The organism is Nocardia sp. CC227C (genome assembly GCF_030767025.1).
Taxonomy (GTDB): Bacteria; Actinomycetota; Actinomycetes; order Mycobacteriales; family Mycobacteriaceae; genus Nocardia.
In genome coordinates, this window is sequence record NZ_JASITE010000003.1 from 382021 (window position 1) to 401222 (window position 19202).

General features: G+C 70.4%; 15 protein-coding genes and 1 riboswitch. Of the genes, 9 read left to right on the forward strand and 6 right to left on the reverse strand.

The window, feature by feature from the left end:
* Positions 1–14: 14 nt before the first annotated feature.
* From QMO76_RS07580 to QMO76_RS07595, 4 genes are all read left to right on the forward strand, one after another.
* Positions 15–2135: a DNA polymerase Y family protein gene (locus QMO76_RS07580; protein ID WP_306360460.1), complete on the forward strand. Its 2121-nt coding sequence runs from the start codon at positions 15–17 to the stop codon at positions 2133–2135.
* Positions 2136–2577: 442 nt separating this feature from the next.
* The gene (locus tag QMO76_RS07585) at positions 2578–3384 is read left to right on the forward strand and encodes an alpha/beta fold hydrolase (protein WP_306360461.1); all 807 of its coding nucleotides are present in this window, start codon (positions 2578–2580) and stop codon (positions 3382–3384) included.
* 159 nt (positions 3385–3543) lie between these two features.
* Positions 3544–4104 carry a YdeI family protein gene (locus tag QMO76_RS07590; RefSeq protein ID WP_306360462.1) on the forward strand — a complete coding sequence of 187 codons (561 nt, stop codon included), beginning with the start codon at positions 3544–3546 and terminating at the stop codon, positions 4102–4104.
* Positions 4101–5114 carry a sucrase ferredoxin gene (locus tag QMO76_RS07595; RefSeq protein ID WP_306360463.1) on the forward strand — a complete coding sequence of 338 codons (1014 nt, stop codon included), beginning with the start codon at positions 4101–4103 and terminating at the stop codon, positions 5112–5114. Before QMO76_RS07590 ends, QMO76_RS07595 begins: the two co-directional genes overlap by 4 nt.
* Before the next feature lie 120 nt (positions 5115–5234).
* Here the strand turns inward: QMO76_RS07595 and QMO76_RS07600 are convergent, their stop codons facing one another.
* Complete coding sequence (locus tag QMO76_RS07600) at positions 5235–6203, reverse strand: SDR family NAD(P)-dependent oxidoreductase (RefSeq protein ID WP_306360464.1); 969 nt, start codon at positions 6201–6203, stop codon at positions 5235–5237.
* Between the two features lie 261 nt (positions 6204–6464).
* On the opposite strand from QMO76_RS07600, the gene QMO76_RS07605 reads away from it, so the two are divergent.
* Positions 6465–9818, forward strand: coding sequence for an error-prone DNA polymerase (locus QMO76_RS07605; RefSeq protein WP_306360465.1), 3354 nt, complete (start codon positions 6465–6467; stop codon positions 9816–9818).
* A 35-nt stretch (positions 9819–9853) separates the two neighbouring features.
* On the opposite strand, the gene QMO76_RS07610 is transcribed toward QMO76_RS07605, so the two are convergent.
* Together QMO76_RS07610 and QMO76_RS07615 are read right to left on the reverse strand one after the other, a co-directional pair.
* Entirely contained in the window at positions 9854–10510 is a 657-nt protein-coding gene (locus tag QMO76_RS07610) for a Uma2 family endonuclease (protein WP_306360466.1), read from the reverse strand.
* Positions 10511–10626: 116 nt separating this feature from the next.
* Positions 10627–11091, reverse strand: a complete 465-nt coding sequence (locus QMO76_RS07615; protein ID WP_306360467.1) for a tRNA (cytidine(34)-2'-O)-methyltransferase — start codon at positions 11089–11091, stop codon at positions 10627–10629.
* 67 nt (positions 11092–11158) lie between these two features.
* Between QMO76_RS07615 and QMO76_RS07620 the strand changes: the two genes are divergently transcribed.
* Complete coding sequence (locus QMO76_RS07620) at positions 11159–11473, forward strand: DUF3017 domain-containing protein (protein WP_306360468.1); 315 nt, start codon at positions 11159–11161, stop codon at positions 11471–11473.
* A 182-nt stretch (positions 11474–11655) separates the two neighbouring features.
* Here QMO76_RS07620 and QMO76_RS07625 read toward each other — a convergent pair whose 3' ends face one another.
* Both QMO76_RS07625 and QMO76_RS07630 read right to left on the reverse strand, forming a co-directional pair.
* The gene (locus QMO76_RS07625) at positions 11656–12807 is read right to left on the reverse strand and encodes a homoserine O-acetyltransferase (protein WP_306360469.1); all 1152 of its coding nucleotides are present in this window, start codon (positions 12805–12807) and stop codon (positions 11656–11658) included.
* On the reverse strand, positions 12804–14129 hold the full coding sequence (locus tag QMO76_RS07630) for a bifunctional o-acetylhomoserine/o-acetylserine sulfhydrylase (protein ID WP_306360470.1): 1326 nt from the start codon (positions 14127–14129) through the stop codon (positions 12804–12806). The genes QMO76_RS07625 and QMO76_RS07630 overlap by 4 nt, the downstream gene beginning before the upstream one ends.
* A 95-nt stretch (positions 14130–14224) precedes the next feature.
* Positions 14225–14335, reverse strand: a riboswitch (SAM riboswitch).
* A 457-nt stretch (positions 14336–14792) separates the two neighbouring features.
* On the opposite strand from QMO76_RS07630, the gene QMO76_RS07635 reads away from it, so the two are divergent.
* Positions 14793–16010, forward strand: coding sequence for an NADP-dependent isocitrate dehydrogenase (locus QMO76_RS07635; protein ID WP_306360471.1), 1218 nt, complete (start codon positions 14793–14795; stop codon positions 16008–16010).
* A gap of 265 nt (positions 16011–16275) precedes the next feature.
* Here the strand turns inward: QMO76_RS07635 and QMO76_RS07640 are convergent, their stop codons facing one another.
* Positions 16276–16554 carry a hypothetical protein gene (locus tag QMO76_RS07640; RefSeq protein ID WP_306360472.1) on the reverse strand — a complete coding sequence of 93 codons (279 nt, stop codon included), beginning with the start codon at positions 16552–16554 and terminating at the stop codon, positions 16276–16278.
* A gap of 150 nt (positions 16555–16704) precedes the next feature.
* On the opposite strand from QMO76_RS07640, the gene QMO76_RS07645 reads away from it, so the two are divergent.
* Both QMO76_RS07645 and QMO76_RS07650 read left to right on the forward strand, forming a co-directional pair.
* Positions 16705–17430 (forward strand): glycerophosphodiester phosphodiesterase family protein, encoded by a 726-nt coding sequence (locus tag QMO76_RS07645; protein ID WP_306360473.1) that lies wholly within the window; start codon positions 16705–16707, stop codon positions 17428–17430.
* Between the two features lie 582 nt (positions 17431–18012).
* The gene (locus QMO76_RS07650; RefSeq protein WP_306360644.1) at positions 18013–19155 is read left to right on the forward strand and encodes an MFS transporter; all 1143 of its coding nucleotides are present in this window, start codon (positions 18013–18015) and stop codon (positions 19153–19155) included.
* Positions 19156–19202 lie beyond the last annotated feature (47 nt).

The following is a 19202-nucleotide window of genomic DNA, read 5'->3' on the forward strand; positions in this document are numbered from 1 at the left end:
GTCGGAGTGCTCGGATGGCCGGGGTGAGTGGGCGGGCTGCGTCTCGGGTGCTGGCGGTGTGGTGCCCGGATTGGCCCGCGGTGGCGGCGGCGGCCGTGGCGGGGGTGCCGGTGACTCGGCCGGTGGGGGTGTTCTCGGCGAATCGGGTGGTGGCCTGTACGGCGGTGGCTCGGGCCGAGGGGGTGCGGCGCGGGTTGCGGCGACGGGAAGCGCAGGCTCGGTGCCCGGAACTGTTCGTGGTGCAGGATGATCCGGATCGGGATGCGCGGGCGTTCGAGCCGGTGGTCGCGGCCGTGGATGCGACGGTGCCGGGGGTGGAGGTGCTGCGGCCGGGGCTGCTGGTGTCGGCGGCGCGGGGCGCGGCGCGGTATTTCGGGTCGGAGGAGGCGGCGGCGGAGCGGCTGGTGGACGCGGTGGCGGCGATCGGGGCGGAATGCCAGATCGGGATCGCCGACGAGCTGTCGACGGCGGTGTTCGCCGCGCGGCGCGCCACCCTGGTGCCGCCCGGACGCGGCGCGGACTTCCTCGCACCGCTGCCGGTGGGCGAACTCGCGGTGGAACCCGCCCTGTCCGGCCCGGGCCGCGCGGATCTGGTGGATCTGCTGCACCGCTTGGGATTGCGCCGCATCGGCGACTTCGCGGCGCTCGCGCCCGCCGAGGTGTCCTCCCGCTTCGGCGCGGATGCCATTGCCGCACACCGCTGTGCGCGCGCCCGTCCCGAACGCCGCCCGGGCGCCCGGCCGCCCGCCGCCGACCTCACCGTGGCATACCGCTGCGATCCGCCCATCGACCGCGTGGACGCCGCCGCCTTCGCGGGCCGCATGCTCGCCGCCCGGCTGCACGAGCGCCTCGCCGCCGCCGGGGTGGCCTGCACTCGCCTGACCATCCAAGCGGAAACCGCTGCCGGAGAACGCCTCTCCCGCACCTGGCGCTGCGCCGAACCCCTCACCCCCGACAGCACCGCCGACCGCATCCGCTGGCAACTCGACGGCTGGCTCACCCATCGCGCCCATGGCGGCGACCCGGCGGACCCGCCCGCGGACGCGTGGTCCCGCCCGATCGGCCGTGGTGCACAGGCGATACCGCACGCCGCCGGACGCGATACACCGGCCGCACCCGAGCAGCCCGCGGATGCGGTCGCGCGTGATCGGTTCCCCGAGACCGCTGGGCGCGGGTGGCCTTCCGATACGGCTGCGCCGGGGCAGTCCGTGTCGGGAGTGAGGGGGCGGTCCGAGCAGCACCCGTACGGTACGCACGATGCTCGGTCCGGACGAGGTGCGGCACGGGCGCGGTTCGCTTCCGGTGCAAGCGATGCCGCAGCCGGGCGTGGTCCGGATGCGCCGCGTGCGGGAGTGGGGAAGTCCGGGCCGGTCGATACCCCTTTCGGACGTGGTCGGGATGCGCCGCGTGCGGGAGTGGAGAAGTCCGGGCCGGTCGATACCCCTTTCGGGTGCGGTCCGGATGCGTCGCGTACGGGCGCGGAGGACGCCGGGCCGGTCGATGCGCGCGGGCGCACCCCACGTGCGGGGCGGCGCGGTGCCCGGCGGGAGGCCGCGCCCACCGCCCCCATCACCCTGTTGCGCCTGGAACCCGTCGAGGTGGTGTCGGTGGGTGCGCTGCAACTCGGCCTGTGGGGCGGGGTCGGGGAAGAGGAGGCGCGGGCACGCCGGGCGCTGGCCCGTGTGCAGGGACTGCTGGGCGGGGAGGCGGTGCGGGTGGGGGTGCTCAGCGGCGGCCGCGGCCCCGAGGAGCGGATCACCATGGTGACCCTCGGCGAGGAACCGGTGCCCGCGGCCGATCCGGCGCAACCGTGGCCGGGTCGGCTGCCCGAGCCCGCCCCCGCCGTCATCCTGGCCCATCGCCCGCGGGTCCGGCTGGAGGCGGCCGACGGTACCCCGGTCTGGGTCACCGACCGCGGCCTCTTCACCACCGATCCGGCCCACCTGCACTGGGGTTCCCGCAGCTGGAGGTTGCTCGGCTGGGCCGGACCCTGGCCCCTCGACGACCGCTGGTGGACCCACCGGTCCCAGCACGGCTACGTGGCCCGCGCCCAGGTGCTGCTGGACGGCGACACCCGCGCCCTGCTCCTGCTCGCCTACGACCACGCCTGGCATGTGGAGGGCCTCTACGAGTGACTCGGACCCGCTCACGCCGAACGCGGCGGATCGAGCACGACCTCGTCGCCCATGTAGATCCCGGCTTGCCCATATAGATCCCGGACTGGGCGAGGTATATCCCGGACTCGACGAGCCGTGCCGCGACCGTGGACACCGCGTACAGCATGGTGAGCGTGGCGAGCACCAGGCGGACTCCCGCCGTCACCACGCGGACTTCCGCCGTGAACTCGATGCCGTCCATCCGGTGGGTCCGGAGCGTCGCGCCGATGGTCACCGCGACCAGGGTCAGGCCGAGGACGGTGTTGCCGAGCACGCCGAATCGGGGTCGGGTGAGGGCGTTGTCGGGCCGGTATTCCGCCGGTAGCGGCACGGTTCTCCGCATATCCGGAATCCGGGCAGGGATATGGTGCCGCACACAACCGGCGGCGCGGTGCGAGCGTGCCCCGTAGGCTGGCTGATCGTGGAGTCGACGGTCACCCGGGTCGCGTTCGAGGACGTGCTGATCGCCTATCGGGATTCCGGGGCGGCGTGGTCCGCGAATTCGGCCCTCGACGCATCGCCCGGCCGGACTGACAACGGTTCGGCGAGCGAGGTGCCGGTGGTGCTGGTGCACGGCATGGGCGGCGACGGCCACACCTGGGATCGGTTCGCGCGGCAGTTGGCGCGGCGCGGGCGGCGGGTGATCGTTCCGGATCTGCGCGGCCACGGGCGCAGTGCGCACGCCGACTCGTATCTGTTCGCCGAATTCGGTGGCGACCTGCTGCGGCTGTGTGACCGGATCGGTCTCGAATCGGCGGATTTCGTGGGTCATTCACTGGGCGGCTACGCGGTGTCGTGGCTGGCCATGCAGCGCCCGGAACTGGTGCGCCGCTTGGTGATCGAGGAGCAGCCGCTGCCGCTGCGCTCCGGTGACGAACAGGTGACGCTGACCCGGCGGCTGCCCTCGGTGCCGGAGCTGTGGCACGCCACCACCAGCCTGCTGCGCCATCCGCGCGCCGTGCTCGCCTTCGACCGGTCCATGACCCGCACCGCCCTGGAACAGTTCCGCAAGCCGTATCCGGAATGGTGGGAGGGTCTCGCGGAGATCACCGCCCCGACGCTGTTCCTGCGCGGCGGCCCCGGCGGCATGGTCGACCCGGACAAGGTCGAGCAGCTGCGCGCCGGCATCCCCGACTGCACCGTGCACACCTTCCGCTGCGGGCACAGCATCCACCGCGACCGCTACCACGAGTTCGAGGCGGCGGTGTTGCCGTTCCTCCGGCACTGACCACGAGTGGGCGGCTCGCTCGACGGCATCGGCCACTGTTCCCCCGGCGTCGACCGGGATCGTGCGAGCGCGTCCGATTTCCGCCGGTGCTGCGCTGTCCGGGGCGGGACGGGTGGCCCGTTCGCGCCATGTGTCGGCGGCGTTTTCTACAGTGAGGTCGTGTCCGCATCAGATCGCCCGATCCTGTTCTTCGCCGGGGAGGCGGAGTTCCGGGAATGGCTGATGGCCAATCACGCCGCGATGGACGGGGTCTGGCTGAAATTCGCGAAGCGGGGCACCGGCCACATATCGCTCGACTATGCCGGTGCGCTGCGGCAGGCGCTGTGCTTCGGCTGGATCGACGGGCAGGCGCGGCGGCTCGACGACGAGTTCTATCTGCAGAGCTTCACGCCGCGGCGGCCGCGCAGCCCGTGGTCGCAGCGCAATGTGGGCTATGCCGAGGAATTGATCGAACAGGGGCTCATGCATCCGGCCGGGCAGGCCGAGATAGACCGCGCCAAATCCGACGGCCGCTGGGACAATGCCTACGGCCGGGAGCTGCCCCAGGACTTCCTGGACGAGCTGGCGAGGCATCCGGAGGCGGCGGCGTTCTTCGAGACGCTGCCCGATCAGATCAGCGTCGAGATCGGCCAGCAGCTCGGGAGCGCGGTGCGGCCGGAGACCCGGGCGCGGCGGTTGGACCAGATGATTCGCAAACTCATCGACGGGCAGCCGCTGTGACCGCATTCGAGGGCCTGCCGTGTACGACGGCGGCGTGGGAGGTGCCGCTGCCCGGCAGCGCCACCCATGTCACCGGCTGGCTGTGCGTGGAGCAGCCCGGGGCGTGGGGGCGCGATGTGATCGGCGACGAGGTGCTCGGCCCCGACATCACCGCCGAACTGGCCGCCCGCACCAAGGCGGCCCATGTGCGTCCGACGCTCATCCGCAGGCCGGGCCGCCGCGAGTTCACCGGTGTCCGAACGGTATTGATCGCCAGCTCGCGTCCGGAGCACTCCTGGTGCGAGCGTTTCGAGATCACCGACCTGAAGCAGCTGCTCGACTTCGACCCGCATCTGCTCAACGGGCCGCCCCCGGGAATCGGTGTGCCCGTTGCCGATCCGCCGGTGCTGGTCTGCGCCCACGGCAAACGCGACCAGTGCTGTGCCCGCCTCGGCCGTCCCGTCGCCGCCCGCCTGGCCGCCGCCCACCCCGGCCGCGTCTGGGAGTGCTCCCACACCGGCGGCCACCGCTTCGCCCCCGCCGTGGTGCTGCTCCCCTCCGGCCTCACCTACGGCCGCCTGACCGCCGCCGACGCCCTCGAAACGCTCGCCGCCGCCGACCGGAACATGCTGTCCCTGAACGGCTTCCGCGGCCGCAGCGGCCACACCCCGGTGCAGCAGGTGGCCGAGATCGCGGTCCGCGAACACCTGCTGGACACGGGCGACGACACCGCCGCGGCACTGGACGCCCTCACCGTGGCGACCGTTCCGGACCCGGAAGCGGTCGCCGCCCGCACCGGGGCATCCGGCCCGATGACGGCGGACGCCGACCACTCGATACCGCGGTGGCGCACCGCCGAAGCGGCCGACCCCGCCACCTTCGCGGGCGCGGCGCAGGTCGTCCACCGTGACGGCCGTCGTTGGCTGGTCACCGTCCACACCTCCGCCTACGCCCCACGTCAGGCCAGCTGCGGAGCCGCCCCCAAACCGGTCAGAGCACTACACGCCGCCGAGATCCACCGGCTGGTGTGAGCCTCACCCCGGGCGCCACGACGACCTGTGCCGCACCGCTGCCGGTGCACCCGCTCACCGGATGGGCCGCCCCCGCACCTCGCGCCGGGACGGCCGCCCCCACCGGTTCCCCTCGCCGGGCTACCAGTGGGTGCCGGGGACGAGGCGGGCGGCGCGGCGCAGGGCGGTGCCGGTGGCGCGGACGGCGGGGGGCACTTCGCGGCGGTGGCGTTTCGGGGGCAGGATTTCCAGTTCCGTCGACTCCTCCGCTTGTTCGCCCTTGGCGGCGGGGGAGTCGGGCAGGGCGCGGTAGTAGCGGTGGAGAATGCGGTCCTTGATGCGCGGGGTGATGAGGGTGCCGTATTCGGCGAGGGTGCCCAGGGGGACGTCGATGCGCTTGGGGCGGTCGGTGAGGGCGCGGACGATGGTGGCGGCGGCCCATTCGGGGGATTCCGAGGGGCCCTGCTTGCCGCTCGGGGCGATCATGGGGGTGCGCACCAGGGGCATGTGGATGGTGGTGAAAGTGATGTTGTCGGCCAGCATTTCGGCCGCGGTCACCTCGGCGAACTTGTCGAGGGCGGCCTTGGAGGCCAGGTAGGCGGCGAAGCGCGGCGTGGCGACCTGCACTCCGGCGCTGGAGATGTTCACGATGTGGCCGAACTTGCGCTCGCGCATCCGCGGCAGCAGGGCCAGCGTCATGCGTACCGCGCCGAAGTAGTTGACCGCCATGGTGCGCTCGAAGTCGTGCATGCGGTCGGTGGAGCGGTGCACGGCCCGGCGGATGGAGCGCCCGGCATTGTTGACCAGCATGTCCACGTGGTCGTGCGTGTCGAGGATCTGGGTGACCGCTTTCTCGACGGAGTCCTCGTCGGTGACATCGCACCGGTAGGCGTAGGCGTCGCCGCCCTCGGCCCGGATCTTCTCGACCACCGCGGCCAACTCCTCGGCGCGGCGGGCGAGCAGGAAGACCGTCGCCCCCTTCTCGGCCACCGCGAAGGCGGCCGCGCGGCCGATGCCGGAGGACGCGCCGGTGATGATGACGTGTCTGCCGGACAGGTCCCGGCGAGCGCGTCGACGGGCCCGGTAGCCGTCACCTGTCGTTTCGCTCATGACGCCCCCTCGCTGGCGCTCGGCGGCGTCACGAGCGAGCGCTCGGCGGTGTCTTCTGGTCGCTCGCTTCGCTCGCTCATGACTGCTCCTTTGCAAGTCGGTTGGCTCGAACTTACTTCAAAGTAAGTTCTGATGCCAGGGCGAATTCCGAGGTTGGCGCAATGGGCTCGAGTTAATACAAACCGCCCGGTTGGAATGCGTGTACAGTCGCTGATCATCGAACACAAGTTCGATTTCTGGAGGCTGTGCGGAGGAGGTGTCGTGGGCTGGCACAACGGGCCGCCGACCTGGTCGGAGCTGGAGCGGGTGCTCTCCGGTCGGCCCAACCGAGCCGTCCCGGCAGGCGATGGCGGCGACGGCCCGGCCTGGTCCCGCAAGCGCGAGCCCTACCGCGCCGCACCGCTGCGCCGCCCCGACTCCACCGTCCCCTACGCCGAACTGCACGCCCATTCCGCCTACAGCTTCCTCGACGGCGCCAGCCAGCCGGAGGAACTGGTCGAGGAGGCCGTCCGTCTCGGCCTCGAGGCCCTCGCGCTCACCGACCACGACGGCTTCTACGGCGTCGTGCGCTTCGCCGAGGCGGCCCGCGAATGGGGTATGCCCACCGTCTTCGGCGCGGAACTCTCCCTCGGCAGTGCCGCCCGACCCGGCGCACACCTCGCCCCGCGCGGCGGGAGTGGTTCGCGCCCAGGCCATACCGCAACGGCGCACGATTCCGAACCGCGCACGGGCGCACCCGATCCGGCCGGACCGCATCTGCTGATCCTGGCGCGCGGACAGGAAGGGTACCGGCGGCTGTCCCGGGAGATGGCGGCGGCGCACATGGTGGCGGGGGAGAAGGGCATTCTGCGCTACGACCTGGACCGGCTCACCGAGGCGGCGGGCGGGCACTGGCAGGTGCTGACCGGCTGCCGGAAAGGGCAGGTGCGCCAAGCCCTGCAGCGCGGCGACGCGGAAGCCGAAGCGGCACTGCGGGATCTGCTGGAACGGTTCGGGCGGGACCGGGTGAGCGTGGAGCTCACCCACCACGGCATACCGGAGGACGACGAGCGCAATGCCCGCCTGCTCGCCCTCGCCGACCGGCTGGGCCTGCCGGTGATCGCCTCCACCGGAGCGCATTTCGCCGCCCCGCCGCAGCGTCGCCGTGCCATGGCACTGGCCGCCGTCCGGGCACGGCGGAGTCTGGACGAGATGGCGGGCTGGCTCGCCCCCACCGGCGGCGCGCACCTGCGCTCGGGAGCCGAGATGGCGCGGCTGTTCGCGGCCTGCCCGCACGCGGTGCCCAATGCCGCCGAGCTGGCCCGCGAATGCGCCTTCGACCTGCGCCTGATCGCGCCGCGGCTGCCGCCCTTCGACGTGCCGGAGGGCCACGACGAGAACTCCTGGCTGCGCGAACTCACCTACCGGGGAGCCGCCCGCCGCTACGGCCCCCCGGCCGAGAACCCCCGGGCGTACCGCCAGCTCGAGCACGAACTCGAGGTGATCGAGCGGCTGAAGTTCCCGGGCTACTTCCTGGTGGTGCACGACATCGTCAGCTTCTGCCACGACAACGACATCCTGTGCCAGGGCAGGGGTTCCGCCGCCAACTCGGCCGTCTGCTACGCCATCGGCATCACCAATGTGGATCCGATCGCCAATCAGCTGCTGTTCGAACGCTTCCTCTCGCCCGAGCGCGACGGTCCGCCCGATATCGACGTGGATATCGAATCGGACCGCCGCGAGGAGGCCATCCAGCACGTCTACGCCGAGTACGGGCGCGAGTACGCGGCGCAGGTGGCCAATGTCATCACCTACCGGGGCAAGTCCGCGGTGCGCGATGCCGCACGCGCCCTGGGTTTCTCGCCCGGACAGCAGGACGCCTGGAGCAAGCAGGTGAGCCGCTGGACGGGAGTCGCGAAGGGGGAGCACGCCGACATCCCCGACGACGTCCTCGCCCTGGCCGGGGAATTGGAGGGTCTGCCGAGGCATCTGGGCATCCACTCCGGCGGCATGGTGATCTGCGACCGCCCCATCGCCGATGTGTGCCCCACCGAATGGGCGCGCATGCCGGGACGCAGTGTGCTGCAGTGGGACAAGGACGATTGCGCCGCCGCCGGGCTGGTGAAGTTCGACCTGCTCGGCCTCGGCATGCTCTCCGCCCTGCACTACATGATCGACCTGGTGCGCGAGCACAAGGGCGAGACCGTGCGGCTGCATCAGCTGGATCTCACCGAAACCGCCGTGTACGAGATGCTTTCGCGCGCCGATTCGGTGGGTGTATTCCAGGTGGAGTCGCGGGCGCAGATGGCGACGCTGCCGCGCCTGCGGCCGCGGAACTTCTACGACCTGGTGGTGGAGGTCGCCCTGATCCGCCCCGGCCCCATCCAGGGCGGCTCCGTGCACCCGTACATCCGCCGCCGCAACGAACAGGAGCCGGTGACCTACGATCATCCCGCGCTGAAGAACGCGCTGGAGCGCACCCTCGGCATCCCGCTGTTCCAGGAGCAGCTCATGCAGATGGCCGTCGACGTCGCCGGATTCACCGCCGCCGAGGCCGATGAGCTGCGACGCGCCATGGGCTCCAAGCGGTCACCGGAGAAGATGGGGCGGCTGCGGGAACGCTTCTACCGGGGCATGCGGGAACGGCACGGCATTACCGGCGAGGTGGCCGACCGCATCTACGAGAAGGTCTACGCCTTCGCGAATTTCGGCTTCCCGGAAAGCCATTCGCAGAGTTTCGCCTCGCTGGTGTTCTATTCGGCGTGGTTCAAGCTGCATCATCCGGCGGCGTTCTGCGCGGGCCTGCTGCGGGCGCAGCCGATGGGGTTCTACTCGCCGCAGTCGCTGGTGGCGGACGCCCGGCGGCACGGGGTGGTGGTGCACGGCCCGGATGTCAATCACAGTCGCGCCGACGCGACGCTGGAGCGGCGGGGGATGGAGCTGCGGCTCGGGCTGGGCGCGGTGCGGCACATCGGCGACGAACTGGCCGAGCGGATCGTCGCCGCCCGGCTGTCCGGCGGACCCTACCGCTCCTTCCTCGACCTCACCAACCGCGTGGAACTGACTGTCCCGCAAGCGGAATCACTGGCCACGGCGGGGGCGCTCGGCAGTCTCGACATCACCCGCCGCCAAGCCCTGTGGGCCGCCGGGGCCGCGGCGGGCGAACGCCCGGACCGCCTCCCCGGCACCGGCGCGGCCACCGCCGCGCCCGCCCTGCCCGGTATGAGCGAGCTGGAGTTGGCCGCCGCCGACGTCTGGGCCACCGGTGTCTCACCCGGCAGCTATCCCACCGAGTTCCTGCGCGCACGTCTCGACGCGCTGGGAGTGGTGCCCGCCGCCCACCTCGCCGATATCCGCGACGGCACCCGGGTGCTTGTCGGCGGCGCGGTCACGCACCGGCAGCGCCCCGCCACCGCGGGCGGCGTCACCTTCCTCAACCTGGAGGACGAGACCGGCATGGTGAACGTGGTCTGCTCCGTCGGCCTCTGGGCCCGCTACCGCCGCCTCGCCCAGAGCGCGCCCGCCCTGCTGATCCGTGGGCGCCTACAGAACGCCGAGGGGGCGATCACGGTGGTCGCCGACCATCTGCAACGCATGGACCTGCGCATCGAGGCAAAGTCCCGCGACTTCCGCTGACCGCCGCGGCGTGGAGCGCGCCGTCGCCCGTTCGGTCAGTATGCGAGTTCTTCCCACGGGATGCGCACGGGGAAGGGGAAATCGAACTCGATGCCGCCGGTGTCGGCCGCGGTCCACTCACCGGCCATGAGGTAGTTCGCGGAATGCAGCAACTGCACGCCTTCCGGGACCAGGTGGCCGTGTTCGGTTTCCAGCGCGTAGGCGCGCACCTTCTCGATGGCGCTGGCCTCGCGGGCGAGCGTCACCTCCCAGTACAGCGGAATACCGGCCTTGGCGTAACGCGCCTTCTTCGCTTCGATGTCGGATGCGGAGTTGCCGGGGGAGAGCACTTCGCCAACGAGGTGGACGTCGGCGGCACGCACATCCTGGTACGGAGCTTCGAGGCAGCGGTGGATCAGGAAGTCCGGTGTCACGAAGTCGGATTTCCCGCCGACGCCGAAGAAGACATTCGTCTCGGTGGTGACACGCCAGCAGTGATCGGGATTGCGGGTCACATCCGAGCGTGCGCATCTGCGCAGTGCGCTCCACAGCAGATTGGTGAACGTCTGATGCTCGGCCGGGCCGCGCCGCATCCACATCACCCGCCCGTCCCACAGCTCGATCTGCTCGGCGATCTCCTCGGGTAGCCGCTCGAGTTCTTCCCACGTCATGTGCTCGGGGATATCGGGCTGCTCGAGGTGGGGCACGGACATGTCCTCAGGATGTTTCGTCATGCCCACGGTCTCCCGGATTCACGAGAAGCGGACGGTTTCGTCCGCGATGTCGGGTGCTGTCGGTGTCAGTAGACCGTGTGGGCGCGCGTCTGTCACTACACCGCGCCCGGGAAGCCCAGTTGCCGCCAGGCTTCGTAGACGGCGACGGCGGCGGCGTTGGAGAGGTTCATGGAGCGGCGGCCGGGGAGCATGGGGATGCGGACCTGGGCGGTGACGTGCGGGTCGGCGAGGACTTCGGCGGGCAGTCCGGTGGGTTCGGGGCCGAAGAGGAGGGTGTCGTGCTCGCGGTAGGCGACGGCGGTGCTGTGCGTGGTGGCCTGGGCGGTGAAGGCGAAGACGCGTCCGGGGCGGATGGCGTCCCAGGCGGCGGCCAGATTCTCGTGCACGGTGACCGAGGCGAGGTCGTGGTAGTCCAATCCGGCCCGCCGCAGTTTGGGCTCGGACAGGTCGAAGCCGAGCGGCTCGATCAGGTGTAGTCGGCATCCCGTTCCGGCGGCCAGCCGGATGGCATTGCCGGTATTCGGCGGGATGCGGGGAGAGAAGAACACCAGATGGAACACCTCGCCAGTCAACCAGACAGGAGTGCGGAGACCGCGTCGGGTTCGCAGCGCCACTAGACTGCGCCGCGTGAGTGCCCACGCCGCCCCCGAGAGCCGCAGCAGCCGCATCGGCGCATCCCTTCGCACCAATCTGCCGCTCGTCCTGGTGGCCGCGGTGCTGGTGGTGGCGGTCGTTTTCCTGGCCTGGGATCGCTGGCGGCGCGGTGCCGTGTTCATCGGCGGCGCGGCCCTGCTGGCCGCCGCCTTCCGCATGCTGCTGCCCACCGAGCAGGTCGGCCTGCTCGCGGTGCGCGGCAAATGGTTCGACGTGATCGCCCTGACCGCACTGGGTTCGGCCATCATCGTGCTGGCCGCCACGGTCAATCCGCTCGGCATCACCTAGACCGGTCGAATCCCGCGTACGACCGCCGGTGCACGGCGAGCGCCCGTCAGGCCCGGCATCGCTTCCTCGCGCGGCTGGCCGCAGGGCGGGCGCGACCGGTCGTTCGACCTCGACGCGCGGGGTGGGGTGTTGTGGCGCGGCCGTGCGTGGTCGTCGCGTACGACGGGGTGCTGCCGCGACGGTCAGCCGTTGTCGCGGGCGGCGCGGGCCAGGTCCATGGTTTCGATGAGGAGTTTGCCGACCGCTTCGGTTTCGGTCAGGAAGCCGTCGTGGCCGTCGCGGGAGCGGACGATCTCCAGGCCCTTGCAGCCGGGTAGGAGGTCGGCTAGTTCCTGTTGGGTGCGCAGCGGGTAGAGGCGGTCGGAGTCCACGCCGCCGACGACGCACGGCACCGGGGTGGAGGTCAGGGCGGTGGCGATGCCGCCGCGGCCGCGGCCCACGTCGTGGCGGTTCATGGCCTCGGTGAGCAGGACGTAGGTGCCGGGGTCGAAGCGGGAGACGAGTTTGTCGGCCTGGTATTCCAGGTAGCTCTGCACCGCGTAACGGCCGCCGTCCCACGGGTTCTCGTCCCCCTGGGCGTGGTTCTCGAAGCGGTGGTCGAGTTCGAATTCGGTGCGGTAGCTCAGGTGCGCGATGCGGCGGGCGATGCGCATGCCGGTCATGGGCGCGCGGCCGGTGCCGTGGTAGTCGCCGCCCTGCCAGTCCGGGTCGGCGGTGATGGCGGCGATCTGGGTGGTCTGGGTGCCGATCTGGTCGGCGGTGGCGCGCGGGCCGACGGCCAGCACCAGGGCGGAGCCGACGCGGTCGGGGTGGCCGATCATCCACTCCAGCACCCGCATGCCGCCCATGGAGCCGCCGACCACCGCGGCCAGCCGCTCGATGCCGAGCAGATCGAACAGCCGCACCTCCGCGGTCACCTGATCGCGAATGGAGATGTCGGGAAATCGTGAGCCCCAAGGTTTTCCGTCGGGGGCCAGGGACGCGGGCCCGGTCGAGCCCTGACAGCCGCCGAGCACATTGGTGGCGATGACGCACCACTCCCGGGTGTCGATGGGCGCGCCGGGTCCGACAGTGCCCTCCCACCAGCCGGACGGCGAACCCGCCGACCCGACCACATGCGAGTCACCGGTCAGCGCGTGCTCGACCAGCACCACGTTGTCCAGATTCGCCGAGAGTTCGCCCCAGCGCTGCACGGCCAGCCTCACGTCGGGGACGACGGCCCCGTTCTCGAGTTCGACGTCCCCGATCGCAATGCTGCCGAGCGTCCCGTCGGACGGTGGAAGCAGCGCCTCCACCGTCTCCCGGGACGTGCTCGATTCGATGTTCACGGTCAACGTGCCGCCGCCGTCAGTCCGGCCGTGAGATCGGCCAGGATGTCGTCGATGCCCTCGATACCCACGGCCAACCGCACCAGACCCGGAGTGACACCGGAGGCCAGTTGCTCCTCGGGCGTCAACTGCGAATGCGTGGTGGAGGCCGGATGGATGACGAGGGAACGCACATCCCCGATGTTAGCGACATGGCTGTGCAGCTCCAGCGCGTCCACGAACTTCTTGCCCGCATCGACGCCCCCCGCGAGCTCGAAGGACACGATCGCGCCCACCCCCTTCGGTGCCAGCTGTTTGCCGCGCTCATGCCAGGGTGAGGACGGCAGCCCGGCGTAGGACACCGACAGCACCTCCGGTCGCCGGGTCAGGAACTCCGCGACCGCCTGCGCGTTGGCCACGTGCCGCTCGATCCGCAGGCTCAGCGTCTCGATGCCCTGTGCGATGAGGAAGGCGTTGAACGGTGACACGGCCGCGCCGAGATCGCGCAGCAGTTGCACCCGCGCCTTGAGCGCGAAGGCGGGCGCGCCCAGATCCGCGTACACCACGCCGTGGTAGCTCGGATCGGGGGTGGTGAAGCCCGGGAACCGCGACGCACCGGATTCGTCGCGCCCGGTCCAGTCGAAGCCGCCGCCGTCGACGATCACGCCCGCGACCGCGGAGCCATGTCCGCCAAGGTATTTCGTGGCCGAATGCACCACGATGTCGGCTCCGTGGCGCAGCGGCTGGATCAGATACGGGGTCGCCGCGGTGTTGTCCACGATGAGCGGCACCCCGGCGGCGTGGGCGACCTCGGCGACGCCGGGGATGTCCAGCAGCGCGCTGCTGGGATTGGCCACGGTCTCGCCGTAGAACGCCTTGGTGTTGGGTCGCACCGCGGCCCGCCACTGTTCCAGGTCGTCGGGATCGTCGACGAAGCCGACCTCGATGCCCAGCTTGGGTAGCGAGTAGTGGAAGAGGTTGTAGGTGCCGCCGTAGAGGTGCGGGCTGGAGACGATGTGGTCGCCGGCCGAGGCCAGATTGAGGATGGCGAAGGTTTCGGCGGCCTGCCCGGAGGCCAGCAGCAGCGCCGCGACGCCGCCCTCGAGGGCGGCGATGCGCTGCTCCACCACATCCTGGGTGGGGTTCATGATCCGGGTGTAGATATTGCCCGGCTCGGCCAGCCCGAACAGCGCGGCGGCGTGGTCGGTGTCGCGGAAGGCGTACGAGGTGGTCTGGTAGATCGGCAGCGCGCGGGCCCCGGTGGTGGCGTCGGGAGCCTGTCCGGCATGCACCTGTTTGGTCTCGAAAGACCAGTCGGCCGGGTCGATGGGCGCGGTCGAGTCACTCATGTCCTGCTCCAAGAAAAGGTCGCCGAACGGCGGGAAGTCTGACGTTATCGGAAAGCGAACGGGCTTCGACAACAACACATTTCGGTAGACCTCCTACAGTGCGCTTGCGCTCGGCCTTCGAGCGCCCGGTCCTCACCCGGAGCACCCCACCGCAGCTGGAGGGTTGCCGATCAGCAAGCCGGGGCTTGACGCTGATGCTCTTGACCTGTTGCGAGATTCTAGCGGGCGGAGGGGCCGGAGTCCGAAGTGGGGCTGGACACACAGACGTTTCCGCAGATACGCCGGAATTCGCGATAGGCGGCGACCACGGCGTCGGCCATGCTCGGCCAGCACCTCGCCCATCTGCTGGGTCTTGTGCTCGCCCGCGTCGAGACTGCGGGCGCTGGGGGTCTGATCCTCGTATGCTCGACCAGAGGCCACATGTTTCCTACTTGTGAGTAGCCTCCGCTGGTCCCGCACAGCGGGGGCTACCTGCGCGGTGAGGTTCATAGCAGCAGTACGCTTGTCTTGCTTGACGCCACAGCGTACGTGGACCTGGCACCACAGGCCCCGTGCCGCGCGCCATGCGTATACGTTGTCTGTTGAACAGCTGGGGTCCGCTACAAGCGGTGCTCACCGGCCGTGCAATGGGAGCACCACCTTCCTAGGAGGACACGAAGATCCATGTCCAAGATCAAGGTTGAAGGCACCGTCGTCGAGCTCGACGGCGATGAGATGACCCGGATTATCTGGCAGTTCATCAAAGACAAGCTGATAAATCCGTATCTCGATGTGAACCTCGAGTACTACGACCTCGGCATCGAGTACCGCGACAAGACCGACGATCAGGTCACGATCGACGCGGCCAACGCCATCAAGAAGCACGGCGTCGGCGTCAAGTGCGCGACGATCACCCCCGATGAGGCTCGCGTCAAGGAGTTCGGCCTCAAGAAGATGTGGCGGTCGCCCAACGGCACCATCCGCAACATCCTCGGTGGCACCATCTTCCGCGCGCCGATCATCATCTCCAACGTCCCGCGTCTGGTTCCGGGCTGGACCAAGCCGATCATCATCGGCCGCCACGCCTTCGGCGACCAGTACCGCGCCACCGATTTCAAGGTGCACCAGGCGGGCGCCGTCACCCTCACCTTCACCCCGGAGGACGGCTCCGAGCCGATCGTCCACGAGGTCGTGAAGATGCCGGAGGACGGCGGCGTCATCATGGGCATGTACAACTTCCAGGAGTCCATCCGGGACTTCGCGCGGGCCTCGCTCAACTACGGCCTGCAGCAGAACTACCCGGTGTACATGTCGACCAAGAACACCATCCTCAAGGCATACGACGGCATGTTCAAGGACACCTTCCAGGAGGTGTACGAGACCGAGTTCAAGGAGGAGTTCGACGCGGCCGGTCTCACCTACGAGCACCGCCTCATCGACGATATGGTCGCCTCCGCGCTGAAGTGGGAGGGCGGCTACGTCTGGGCCTGCAAGAACTACGACGGCGACGTGCAGTCCGACACCGTGGCGCAGGGCTTCGGCTCGTTGGGTCTGATGACCTCCGTGCTGCTCACCCCGGACGGCAAGACCTGCGAGGCCGAGGCCGCGCACGGCACCGTCACCCGGCACTACCGCCAGCACCAGCAGGGCAAGCCCACCTCCACCAACCCGATCGCCTCGATCTTCGCGTGGACCCGCGGCCTGGCCCACCGGGGCAAGCTGGACAACACCCCCGAGGTGATCGGCTTCGCCCAGGCCCTCGAGGACGTCGTCATCAAGACCGTCGAGGACGGCCAGATGACCAAGGATCTCGCGCTGCTGGTCGGCGGGGATCAGGGCTACCTGACCACCGAGGAATTCCTCGGTGTGCTGGACGCCAACCTGGCGCGCGAACTGCGCTAGGCCCGGTCTTCCGGAACCCCGGGCGGATGATTCCGACACCGGGGGCAACGACGTCCGCGCCGCGGTGCGGCGCGCACCGGCGAACGATGGGGGGCCGGGACAGACCGTCCCGGCCCGTAACCATCGTCGCCGGACACTTCGGGCACATGCTCCCGCACGACAGGCGGTGCGGCAGGTGCCCGAGTTCTTTACGCCCTATGGTCCGCTGGGCCGGTGGCTTTCGGCCCGGCACACGTCGCCGCGGTGGGACCCGGCGGTCGGGCGATCAGCAGAACTGTGGATTCCCGCAGGGGGCGGCGGCACTGAGGGTGCCGATCAACGCGAACGGCAGCGCCACCAGGTCACTGCTGCCCGAGCTGACCGGCAGCGGGACGGCGATCCCACCGGCCCCGAAGGCGGCGTCGACGGGTGTCGCGGCCGGATGGTCACCGCCGGTGGTCACGGGCGTCAACTCCAGGGGCGCCGCCATGGCGCCCCCGGCCGTCGCGGTGAGCGCCGCGGCCACAGCCGCGGTCGCGATGCCGATCCGCAAGATATTCTTCATTGGCTATACCTCCTGGTCCAGTGCAACGTCACTTCCCGTGAATGCTTGCGGTTCACGGAGTTTCGACAATGCATGAGGGTGGCAGCGCTTGCGAGCCCCCAGTTATCCGGTCCGGTGCGGACTTCCGGAATCCGGGCGGGGCATGTCAGGATGCGAGACAATGTCTGCGACACAACGCCTTTCAGGTGCCGCCGGGTCGGGTCGGCGTTCGCCGTCTTCCACGACTGGGAACTGGACTGCCGCACCGACGGCACCGGCACCACCCGCGACCACACCATGGCGGAACTGCGCCGACTCGACATCGGGTACGGCTACACCGCCGACGGCGGTAAGACGTACCCGTTCCGGGGGAAGGGCGTCGGTCTCATGCCCACCCTCGACGAGGTGCTGGCCGCCTTCCCCACCCGGTCGCTGCTGATCAATATCAAGAGCAGCGACCGCGCCGAGGGGGAGGCGTTGGCCGCCCGGCTGGCCGCCGAGCCCGCGGAGCGGCTGAGCGCGCTCACCGTATACGGCGGGGACGAGCCGATCGCGGCGGTACGCGAGGCGCTGCCCGCGGTGCGCGTCATGTCCAAGCGGATCATGCTGGAATGCCTCGGCGCGTACGCCGCCATCGGCTGGACCGGCACCGCCCCCGCCACCTGCCGCCATACCCAGCTGCACATTCCCGAGGGCTACACGCGTTTCCTGTGGGGCTGGCCCGAACGGTTCGTGGACCGGATGGCCGCCGCCGACGCCCGCGTGGTGCTGGTCGCCGGGGACGGCGGCTTCTCCGAGGGATTCGACACGCCGGAATCGCTGGAGCGGATTCCGGACGGGTTCACCGGTCTGGTGTGGACCAACCGGGTGGACGTCGTCGCGCCGCTGCTGCGCTGACATCCGGTGCGCGATGCCACGCCGGTCGCGCGCGGAGTTGCGTTCCGCCCGGCTGGCGATGGGTCGACGACATCGTGCGGCACCGGATGGAGAACGTGCGGTGCCGGCGATATCCGCGTCGCTCGGCCGTGGGCGGCGCACACGCCATCTGGCTGTTGGGCGATGCCGAGACTGTGGTGAGCGGCAGTGGCGGTCCGGCTGGTCGATGCCGAGCGAATCCGCGTGAGTGGGATCACGCGGTGCGGGAAGCTGCGGTGCGGTAGGTAGAAAGCTCTGCGGGGCAATGTATTTCGAGCCGGGATGACAATTCGCGCCCGGCCGTGAGTGAGATCACCCGATCTTCGGGTGGCAGCGGGGTTCGCGGCGGTGTTGCCATGGACTGTGACCGAACCCGGGATTGCCGCCGAGACGCCCGCCGCCGCGACCGAGGGGAGCCCGTCCTCCGCGCGGAGCGCGCGGGCACCCGGGACACCCGCGCATCCCGGCGACGCGCAGGCCGCCGCGTCGGAAAGCCGGGCACGGTCCGGCTCCGGCGCGGCCGCGCCCGAGGCGCCCGGTGGGCGCGGTTGGCATATTCCGGCCATGCTCGCGCTGGCGCTGGGTGGATTCGGCATCGGCACCACGGAATTCGTCACCATGGGTTTGCTGCCGGATATCGCGTGGGGCATGAATGTTTCCGAGCCCACCGCCGGACATGCGGTGTCGGCGTACGCGCTGGGTGTGGTGGTCGGCGCTCCGGTGATCGCGGCACTGTGCGCGCGGGTGCCGCGCAAGCGCCTGCTGATGGCGCTCATGGCGGCGTTCACGCTGGGCAATGCGGCGTCGGTGCTCGCGCCGTCGTTCGGGACCTTCGTGGCGGCGCGCTTCGTATCCGGCCTGCCGCACGGGGCGTATTTCGGCGTGGCGTCCCTGGCGGCGGCCACGCTCGCGCCGGTGGGCCAGCGCGCCAAGGCGGTTGCCGCGGTTATGCTGGGTTTGAGCGCCGCCAATGTTGTCGGCGTTCCCGCCGCCACCTGGATGGGCCAGCACCTCGGCTGGCGGGACGCCTACATCGTGGTCGCCGTGATCGGCCTGGCCACCGTCGCCGCCATCGCGCGCTTCGTGCCGGAACTCACCGGCATTCGCATGACCGATCCCCGCACCGAACTCGGCGCGCTCGGCAAATCCCAGGTCCTGCTGACGCTGCTGGTCGGCGCGGTCGGCTTCGGCGGCATGTTCGCCGTGTACACCTACATCACCACCACGCTCACCGATGTGGCGGGCATGCGCCTGGGCTTCGTCCCGATCGTGCTCATGCTCTTCGGACTCGGCATGGTCGCGGGCAATATCATCGGCGGCGTCCTCACCGACCGCGGCGTGAACCGCGCGGTCTTCGCCGCCCTGCTGTCCATGGTGGTCATCCTCGCCGCCTTCATCGCGGCCGCCCACAATCCCGTCACCGCGGGTCTCGGCGCGTTCCTGGTCGGAGCATCCGGCGCGGCCCTGGCCCCGGCCCTGCAAACCCGCCTCATGGACGTCGCCCACGAGGCCCAGACCCTGGCCGCCGCCCTCAACCACGCCGCGCTGAACATCGCCAATGCCGCCGGAGCCTGGCTCGGCGGCGTGGTGATCGCCGCGGGTCTGGGCTACACCGCTCCGGCCGCGGTCGGAGCCGGGTTGGCGATCCTGGGTGTGCTGCTGTTCGCGGTGACGGTCGCGCTGGCCCGCCGTACCGAAGCGCGGTGAGCCGACGCTGAGCCCTTCGGGCGGTGGGTCGACGCTGAGCCTTCGGG

Coding starts and splice junctions, on each gene's coding strand:
- QMO76_RS07645 (WP_306360473.1), top strand. CDS start 16,705: ATGCGAGACAATGTCTGCGACACAACGCCTTTCAGGTGCCGCCGGGTC.
- QMO76_RS07650 (WP_306360644.1), top strand. CDS start 18,013: ATGCTCGCGCTGGCGCTGGGTGGATTCGGCATCGGCACCACGGAATTC.
- QMO76_RS07580 (WP_306360460.1), top strand. CDS start 15: ATGGCCGGGGTGAGTGGGCGGGCTGCGTCTCGGGTGCTGGCGGTGTGG.
- QMO76_RS07630 (WP_306360470.1), bottom strand. CDS start 14,129: ATGAGTGACTCGACCGCGCCCATCGACCCGGCCGACTGGTCTTTCGAG.
- QMO76_RS07635 (WP_306360471.1), top strand. CDS start 14,793: ATGTCCAAGATCAAGGTTGAAGGCACCGTCGTCGAGCTCGACGGCGAT.
- QMO76_RS07640 (WP_306360472.1), bottom strand. CDS start 16,554: ATGAAGAATATCTTGCGGATCGGCATCGCGACCGCGGCTGTGGCCGCG.
- QMO76_RS07610 (WP_306360466.1), bottom strand. CDS start 10,510: ATGTCCGTGCCCCACCTCGAGCAGCCCGATATCCCCGAGCACATGACG.
- QMO76_RS07600 (WP_306360464.1), bottom strand. CDS start 6,203: ATGAGCGAAACGACAGGTGACGGCTACCGGGCCCGTCGACGCGCTCGC.